The organism is Citrobacter sp. Res13-Sevr-PEB04-36 (assembly GCF_015672735.1).
GTDB lineage: Bacteria > Pseudomonadota > Gammaproteobacteria > Enterobacterales > Enterobacteriaceae > Citrobacter.
Genome location: NZ_JADABY010000040.1, coordinates 37,184 through 44,719, shown reverse-complemented (window position 1 = coordinate 44,719; position 7,536 = coordinate 37,184). Strand labels below are relative to the sequence as shown.

Below are 7,536 nucleotides of genomic sequence, written 5' to 3'. Positions count from 1 at the left end.
CTTTCCGGCATCGCCAGCCAGCCGAAAATAACCGCCTGTACAATTAATGCGCCAACAGAAATTAAGCTTTCAGCTTTATATGGTAATAATCTGGTTAATGGCTCGCAAAACGTATCAGATCTGCAGAGAGTTACATTAGTTAATTGCCCTGGTGCCATTGATGGTATTACCTACACATTCAACGCGGTATACGGGGCGCATAATGCCGGGAATGGTGTGTTGAAGGTGGCAGAGGGTACAGGTTATGCGAAAAACGTGTATGTCCAGTTTCAAAATGCCGATGGAACCGCTCACACCATTAATAGCACGACTAATATCAGCGGTTACGATGGTTCGGGGGATTACCCTATTCCAGATTTTAAGGTCGCATACTTTATTGATAATGTTAATAACGTCACGGCCGGAAATGTAAAGTCAGCAATCGAGCTCCAAATTCAATATAATTAATCTATAGGGATAAAATATGAAATCAATGATGGATAAAAAAACGCTGGTATTAGTATTAGCTTGTACGGGATTATTTTCTGCTGCCAGTTCAGCGAACTCAGCAAATATTGATATTACCGGTACAGTTGTCGCCTCGGCTTGCGTGATCAACGGAAATAACACATCACTGGCCATGAATTTAGGCGACTCTATTGCAGCGGACTCCCTGGCCACCAGTGGCACGACTACAGCATGGGCAAGTGCAACTCTGAAAGTAACGGGTTGCCCAGCTTCGACCACCTCTTTTAGCGTGACATTTACCGGTGACGTCGATCCCACAGATGCGAATTACTATAAAAATACCGGTACCGCCACTAATTTAAAACTTGAACTGACAAGTGAAAGTGACGCGCTTGCGTATAGAAATGGTATAAAACTGGTAAATATCCCTATTGATAACAGCACCCATGCCTATGATCTGAACATGCGCGCTCGTGCTATGTCCAAAGGGATTGTGATGCCAGGTACTATCAAAGGCCAGGTGCAGGCAACCTTTACCTACCAGTAATTCAGGACAGGACAATGGCGCAACAGATAAACAAACTGCTTCCCGCTTTGGCATGTCTATGGGCCGTCAGCGGTATTGATTCCGTGCAGGCAGCAGAGATTAATCTTAGCGGTACTGTGGTAGCTTCTGCCTGTATCGTTGATGCTAACACGAAGGAACAGACCGTAATATTTGAACAGGCGCTCGCCGTTAATTACCCTAATCCTGGTGACACCAGCGAATGGCAGGATTTTGAACTAACGCTCTCGTCTTGCCCTGCCTCAACCACTCAGGTGACCGCCAAACTTAGCGGTGATGCCGACAGCGATGATATCACTAAATTTGCCAACAGCCAGGGCAGCGCCAGCGGTATGGCGCTGCAAATAATGAAGCGCGATCACCTCACGGAGATTTCGCCTGAAGGCTCGCTGGCAGCCGCGGTCGACAAGGTAAGTCGTAAAGCGATATTCCCGCTATCCGCCAGGATGTATACCCCGACAGGGACGGTTACGGCAGGGGAATTCAAAACAACTGTTCAGCTCACCTTTACCTACCAGTAGCGGTCAGTCAGTCTACATTAATCTTCTCCTGATACGCCTGAAATAACCTCTTCTCAGGCGTATCGCTAGCATGCACTCTTAAAGAGGTTTGAAGCTCAACCGCATTAAAACGTACGTTAAGTATTTTTTAACCAGAATTGTGGTTTCGTTGTCATGATAAAAGACAATATTTCTGTATTATCCTCATCGCAATGTGTCCCCCGCCCTACGTATCGTTATTAATGCACTGAAAATATAATGGTTTGCGCTGATCTGCTTTCAATCCCCAAAAGCAGCTATGAGCGAAATACCGTCACTCGCACCCAGAGAATGACAAGAGCACTTAGATTTCCAGTGCAGCAAGGATTATGGCTTCCATTTTCTGCGGGGTGGTGAGCGGTGCAAAACGCTTAAGCGGTTTACCGTCGCGTCCGATCAGGAACTTAGTGAAGTTCCACTTGATCCGCCCACCCAGCACGCCTGGCAATTCGGCTTTCAGGTAACGAAACACCGGATGCGTTGCACCGCCGTTGACCTCCACTTTCTCGAATATCGGGAAACTCACACCGTAATTGATGTGGCAGGTCTGAGCGATCTCGTCGGCACCGCCGGGTTCCTGCTTACCAAACTGGTTGCAGGGAAACCCCAGCACGACCAGACCCTGAGCGGCATACTTCTTGTAGAGCGCCTCAAGACCTGCGTATTGTGGCGTGAAGCCACAATGGCTGGCGGTGTTAACGACCAGAACCAGCTTGCCAGCGTAGTCGGCCATGGAGACAAGCTGACCCTGCAGGCTGGTGGCAGTAAGTTGATGAAAGGTGGTCATGTCGGGATCCTCAGAGCAGACGTCGACATTGCCATGCAGCAGGTTGCTGCATGGGTAATCGGCGCGGGTCATGGCGAGGAGATCCGGCTCCCCATTGATTAACACATTATTATACGAGCAATATCCGTTTCCTCATCATTCATTAGTTACGCCACTGCCATTTTGTTAATCTTCGTTACTGGTAATCAGAATGGATGTCAGGAAATGAGCGAGCAGATAAAGATAGATATTCCGCCACAGGAAGGTCGTGGCTTTTGGGTTGCTAAAGGTCAAACGTTCAGTGTTATTGACCCTGAGGGGCAGCAGGTTGCGGACTTATGGGCAATGTCTATTAGCGCTGGTGAAATTGACTGGCTAAGCACATCTCAGACGCGAGATATAACAGAGCGATTATTCCCCGCACCGGGAGAGTCTTTTTACAGTGAAAAAGCCAGACCCTTACTCACATTAGTGCAGGATAACTCGCCATGCCCGCATGATATGCTTTTCCCAGCCTGCAACCCTGGACTTTACGAACGAGCTGGCCTGTATGATCACCCGAACTGTCGTGACAATATGCTGGGAGCACTGCAGGCGGCAGAAATATCACTTCCCATCGTTCCCGATCCGGTCAATTTTTTCCAACGCTCAGAACCGCAGGCTGACGGTAAGCTTGAGGTATTGGCTTCGAACAATCCCCCCGGAGGAAATGTGCTATTGCTCGCTGAAACAGATCTCTATGTGGTGGTCACTGCCTGTTCTGTTGATTTCCACCCGACCAATGGGGGCTACTGTACTGGTATCCAGATTATCGTTGGTTGAAATTCTGACAGATTCGGACTGGGCAATCACCGACTTCCAGGACGTGCGCATCAGGTACAATGGGCCATTCGAAGCACTTTTATTTGAGGTTAACGATGGAATTAATTCCTTATTTTTTATTTGCCGGAGCGCTGTTACTTAATGCTGGCGTTCCTGGCCCCAGTATTGCTGCCCTTGTGTCACGGGTCATTACGAATGGCTGGCGAAATGTTATACCTTTCATCGCGGCAATGTGGATAGGTGAAGTTGTCTGGCTCTCCATGGCTATGGCCGGGCTAACTACCCTCGCACAAACATTCCAGTTAGGTTTTCATATTCTGAAATGGGTAAGCATCGCCTACCTTTGCTGGCTTGCATTTAAAATGTGGCGTAAACCTGTAAATGAAAAAACAGACGAACTTCCGCAACGGACTTCTTCATGGTCAATGTTTAGCGCGGGTATGGCATTAACGTTGGGTAACCCCAAAATAATGGTGTTCTACCTTGCTCTTCTTCCGTCGTTTATCGATTTGTCAAAAGCCGGTGTAAGTGAATGGGCAATCCTTGCCAGCATTACGCTGGTGACATTGGCTGCAATCGATCTTACCTGGACTTTTCTGGCACACAGAGCACGCGTTTTATTACGTACTCCTAAAGCGGTGAGATTTGCCAATCGTATAGGCGCTGTTGCTATGGGTGGTGCCGCTGCGGCTATCGCTGCACGCAACTAATATCCTGAAAAGTCTGCTGGCCATTTGTCGGCAGATTTATTAAATCTTAGCGTCTGTTTCTGGCGCTGACCGGCCCTTGAGGCTGGCATTACCCGTAAAAAGCCTTGTACCATTTTTAATGAAGGAGTTCGCATGCTAAAGGTCATCGCCGAAGATTTTATCAAACCCGAGTACGTCGACAACGTTCTCCCTTTATACCGCGAACTCATCGCGGCAACGAGGAAAGAGCCCCTGTGTATTGCTTATGATTTATACCGGGATGAAAAGGATGTGGGGCATTTTATTTTCATTGAAGAGTGGCCTGACCGGGCAGCACTCGATACACACTGTGCCAGCGAGCATTTTACTCGGCTTGTTCCTTTGATTGATCAATACGCGCGTAAAGCGGCGCAGTATATCCTGATGGATGATCGGGTGGATCCGGAGAGATAAAGGCCGTTTCCGGCTCGAGGCCGACCAGCGTTGTCCCATAAGATTAATGAGTCCATCTAATAAAGCTTAGTGAATTACTCCATCTAATCAAATAAATCAGTTTGCGTTATGCTTCTCCTGGTCAACAGTTGAAGGATAACATCATGCAAACAGTCACACTGAACAACGGTATTAAAATGCCCCTACTGGGCTTTGGTGTATTCCAGATCACGGATGCCGCCGAGTGCGAACGGGCGGTGATTGACGCCATCGAAACGGGTTATCGCCTGATTGATACCGCAGCCTCTTATCTGAATGAAACTCAGGTCGGCAACGCGCTAAAACAAAGCGGCGTCGCCCGCGATGAGCTGTTTGTGACCACCAAACTGTGGTTACAGGATACAAACTACGAAGGTGCGAAAGCCCAGTTTGAGCGATCACTGAACCGACTACAGCTCGACTACGTTGATCTGTATTTGATTCACCAACCTTACGGCGATGTCCACGGCGCATGGCGTGCAATGGAAGAACTGCAACAGGCAGGCAAAATTCGCGCTATTGGCGTAAGCAACTTCCATCCCGACAGACTGGCCGATCTTATTGCCTTCAATAACGTCGCCCCAGCGGTGAATCAGATTGAAGTGAACCCTTTCAATCAGCAGTTGCATGCCGTGTCGTGGATGCAAAGCCGTGGTATTCAACCTGAAGCATGGGCACCGTTTGCCGAAGGGAAAAATGGTTTATTCCAGCATCCTGAGTTAACGGCGATAGGTCAGAAATACGGTAAAAGCGTCGGCCAGGTTGTCCTGCGGTGGATCTTCCAGCGTGGCATCGTGTCGCTGGCTAAAACAGTGCGCAAAGAACGTATGAAAGAGAATATCAACATCCTTGATTTCGAACTGAGCGCGGAAGACATGCTGCATATTACCGCGATCGATACCGCAACCAGCGCATTCTTCTCTCATCGCGACCCGGCCAGAGTGGAATGGCTGGCTGGCCGTAAGCTCGACGTCTAATCCGCGACACAAACAGAGGTTTACGGTCGCAAACACGTTATCTCGGTCAATCCTGACTCGACGTGTTGGCGACTGGACTTGGTTGCATGGGGCTAAGCCACGGCTTGCATGACTAACACGCTGAATCTGTTTGCCAGACACGTTAAATGCCGCAACCAGAACCGTATAAAACGAAAAAACCCAAGTCGCATAACGACTTGGGTTTCGTATTTGGCGGAAGCGTAGAGATTCGAACTCTAGAACCCTTTCGGGTCGCCGGTTTTCAAGACCGGTGCCTTCAACCGCTCGGCCACGCTTCCAATGAGGCGCACTATAAACATCCCGAACGGACCTGTAAAGCACCAATGTGTTCGTTTGCCTGAAAAACAGTCAAAATATTGTTAATCGACTGAAATAACAACAGATTGAACGTTTATTCAGCATAAATATGCTCTTCTGCCACTTAGTGTTTTTTGATGAACATATCCTTGGTGTAGTAATAGCCCCGGTTATCCGGCGCAAATCCCCCTACCCACGGCTTCACCAGATGTGCACGAACATAATGATAAATCGGAATGGCTGGCACATCCTCAGCCAAAATCGCTTCCGCCTGCTGGTAATACTTCCCGCGTTCTTCCAGTGATCCTGCTTTCGCCGCATGACTCATCGCGTCATCATAGGCAGGGTTGCTGTACTGGGTCGTGTTCTCACTATCACCGGTACGGAAAATATTCAGGAAGCTCGAGGCATCATCGTAATCGGCGATCCACGCATAGCGCACCACGTCAAAATTACCGGTGTGCATGGTATCCAGCATCGTTTTCCACTCCTGGTTTTGCAGTGTCACCTCGACGCCCAAATTTTTCTTCCACATTGACGATGCCGCAATCGCAATCCGCTGATGCGTTTCGAAAGTGTTGTAGAGCAAGTTTAATGAAAGCGGATGTTCAGGGCCAAAACCGGCTTCTGCCAGAAGTTTTTTCGCTTCCGCAATACGTTTATCCCGCGGCCACGACGCATACTCTGGCGCGGATAACGTCACCCCGCCAATTTCAGGCTGACTGATAACCCAGGCTTCACGCTGCCCCTGCCCCATCACCTTTTGGGCAATGATGTCTTTATCCAGCGCCATATTCAGCGCCCGACGCACGCGCGAGTCGTTAAACGGCGCCCGGGTCGTATTAAACTGGTAGTAATAAGTTGATAACAACGGTGAGACGTGAAGCTCGTTACCCATTGTTTTTTTCAACTGGGCAAACTGATTCACCGGCACGCTCAAGACAATATCGATTTCACCGGCCTTGTAACGGTTAACGTCTGCCGCTTCTGAACTGATCGGCAGATAAGTAACTTTATCAATGACCGTGTGCGCGTTATCCCAGTAGTGCGGATTACGCACCGCGACAATTCGCTCATTCACTACCCACTGCGACAGTTTGTACGGCCCACTGCTGACAAAATGCTCTGGTCGGGTCCACTTATCGCCATAACGGCCAACCAGTACCTTATCCAGCGGCACCAGTGACGGGTGCGCCAGCATAGCCAGAAACGCCGCCGTCGGTTGCGTCAGGGTAATTTCCAGCGTGGTATCATCCAGTGCTTTTACACCCAGCGTGGCGGGATCTTTTTTCCCCTGTGCGATATCGACAGCATTGGCTATATGCATGTTGCCAAGGTAAGAGGCATACGGTGAAGCTGTTTGCGGTGAAACCAGACGCTGCCAGCTCCAGACAACATCCTGTGCGGTAATGGCAGAGCCATCAGACCAGGTAATGCCCGGTCGTAAATGAAAGGTCCAGACGGTGTTATCTTTATTCTCCCAGGATGCCGCCAGTCGAGGCTCGATAGCCCCATCCTGACTGACGGCAACCAGACCGTCGAACATATCGCTGATTAAAGTAAATTCAACGTTGCTTTCAACTTTATGCGGATCCAACGATGCAGGTTCACTCCCGTTATTTCTCACCAGTTCCTGTTTTTCGGCCAATGTTGTTCCTGCAGGAACATTGGCAGCCCATACCGCACCGTTTATCGATATCAAACAGGCGGTCAACAGCGAAAACGTAAATACCTTCGATTTTTGTTGAGTCATTCCCTGCACCTTATTGTTCTGTTTTATGATGACACCGCAGTCACTCTTAAAGGGATGTAGTGGATAACGCAATATTTTTCAGTTACCTATCAGATATCGATCTGACATTTTCAAACATTAAGTGGTAACATCTGATTCAGGCACTTTTGCTGAAATAAAATGCTTAAGTCTGGCGGGTTAAAATGCGTA

General features: G+C 48.8%; 9 protein-coding genes, 1 tRNA gene and 1 pseudogene. 8 read left to right on the top strand and 3 right to left on the bottom strand.

Annotated features, from left to right (window positions below):
• The 4 genes and pseudogenes from IMQ48_RS11985 to IMQ48_RS11970 all read left to right on the top strand — a co-directional run.
• The coding region (locus IMQ48_RS11985) for a fimbrial protein (RefSeq protein WP_370551853.1) at positions 1 to 447 on the top strand (447 nt) is incomplete at its 5' end.
• Between the two features lie 16 nt (positions 448 to 463).
• Positions 464 to 994, top strand: a complete 531-nt coding sequence (locus IMQ48_RS11980; protein WP_196209220.1) for a fimbrial protein — start codon at positions 464 to 466, stop codon at positions 992 to 994.
• A gap of 14 nt (positions 995 to 1,008) precedes the next feature.
• Positions 1,009 to 1,533: a fimbrial protein gene (locus tag IMQ48_RS11975; protein WP_196209219.1), complete on the top strand. Its 525-nt coding sequence runs from the start codon at positions 1,009 to 1,011 to the stop codon at positions 1,531 to 1,533.
• A gap of 166 nt (positions 1,534 to 1,699) precedes the next feature.
• Positions 1,700 to 1,771, top strand: a pseudogene (locus IMQ48_RS11970) (LysR family transcriptional regulator); the annotation flags it as partial.
• Positions 1,772 to 1,855: 84 nt separating this feature from the next.
• Here IMQ48_RS11970 and IMQ48_RS11965 read toward each other — a convergent pair.
• Positions 1,856 to 2,338, bottom strand: coding sequence for a glutathione peroxidase (locus tag IMQ48_RS11965; protein ID WP_196209218.1), 483 nt, complete (start codon positions 2,336 to 2,338; stop codon positions 1,856 to 1,858).
• Between the two features lie 204 nt (positions 2,339 to 2,542).
• Between IMQ48_RS11965 and IMQ48_RS11960 the strand changes: the two genes are divergently transcribed.
• From IMQ48_RS11960 to IMQ48_RS11945, 4 genes are all read left to right on the top strand, one after another.
• Positions 2,543 to 3,139: an urea carboxylase-associated family protein gene (locus IMQ48_RS11960; RefSeq protein WP_196209217.1), complete on the top strand. Its 597-nt coding sequence runs from the start codon at positions 2,543 to 2,545 to the stop codon at positions 3,137 to 3,139.
• Between the two features lie 95 nt (positions 3,140 to 3,234).
• The gene (locus IMQ48_RS11955) at positions 3,235 to 3,849 is read left to right on the top strand and encodes a LysE family translocator (protein WP_196209216.1); all 615 of its coding nucleotides are present in this window, start codon (positions 3,235 to 3,237) and stop codon (positions 3,847 to 3,849) included.
• Positions 3,850 to 3,981: 132 nt separating this feature from the next.
• A complete protein-coding gene (locus IMQ48_RS11950; RefSeq protein ID WP_196209215.1) occupies positions 3,982 to 4,281 on the top strand; it encodes a putative quinol monooxygenase in 300 nt (99 codons plus the stop codon).
• Positions 4,282 to 4,424: 143 nt separating this feature from the next.
• Positions 4,425 to 5,276: an aldo/keto reductase gene (locus tag IMQ48_RS11945; protein WP_196209214.1), complete on the top strand. Its 852-nt coding sequence runs from the start codon at positions 4,425 to 4,427 to the stop codon at positions 5,274 to 5,276.
• 211 nt (positions 5,277 to 5,487) lie between these two features.
• Here the strand turns inward: IMQ48_RS11945 and IMQ48_RS11940 are convergent.
• Positions 5,488 to 5,575: transfer RNA gene (locus tag IMQ48_RS11940), tRNA-Ser, on the bottom strand.
• A 143-nt stretch (positions 5,576 to 5,718) separates the two neighbouring features.
• Complete coding sequence (locus tag IMQ48_RS11935) at positions 5,719 to 7,347, bottom strand: ABC transporter substrate-binding protein (protein WP_196209213.1); 1,629 nt, start codon at positions 7,345 to 7,347, stop codon at positions 5,719 to 5,721.
• Between the last annotated feature and the right edge of the window lie 189 nt (positions 7,348 to 7,536).

Excerpts from the sequence above, each read along its gene's own strand:
- IMQ48_RS11960 (WP_196209217.1), top strand. The coding sequence starts at position 2,543 with ATGAGCGAGCAGATAAAGATAGATATTCCGCCACAGGAAGGTCGTGGC.
- IMQ48_RS11965 (WP_196209218.1), bottom strand. The coding sequence starts at position 2,338 with ATGACCACCTTTCATCAACTTACTGCCACCAGCCTGCAGGGTCAGCTT.
- IMQ48_RS11950 (WP_196209215.1), top strand. The coding sequence starts at position 3,982 with ATGCTAAAGGTCATCGCCGAAGATTTTATCAAACCCGAGTACGTCGAC.
- IMQ48_RS11945 (WP_196209214.1), top strand. The coding sequence starts at position 4,425 with ATGCAAACAGTCACACTGAACAACGGTATTAAAATGCCCCTACTGGGC.
- IMQ48_RS11975 (WP_196209219.1), top strand. The coding sequence starts at position 1,009 with ATGGCGCAACAGATAAACAAACTGCTTCCCGCTTTGGCATGTCTATGG.
- IMQ48_RS11955 (WP_196209216.1), top strand. The coding sequence starts at position 3,235 with ATGGAATTAATTCCTTATTTTTTATTTGCCGGAGCGCTGTTACTTAAT.
- IMQ48_RS11935 (WP_196209213.1), bottom strand. The coding sequence starts at position 7,347 with ATGACTCAACAAAAATCGAAGGTATTTACGTTTTCGCTGTTGACCGCC.
- IMQ48_RS11980 (WP_196209220.1), top strand. The coding sequence starts at position 464 with ATGAAATCAATGATGGATAAAAAAACGCTGGTATTAGTATTAGCTTGT.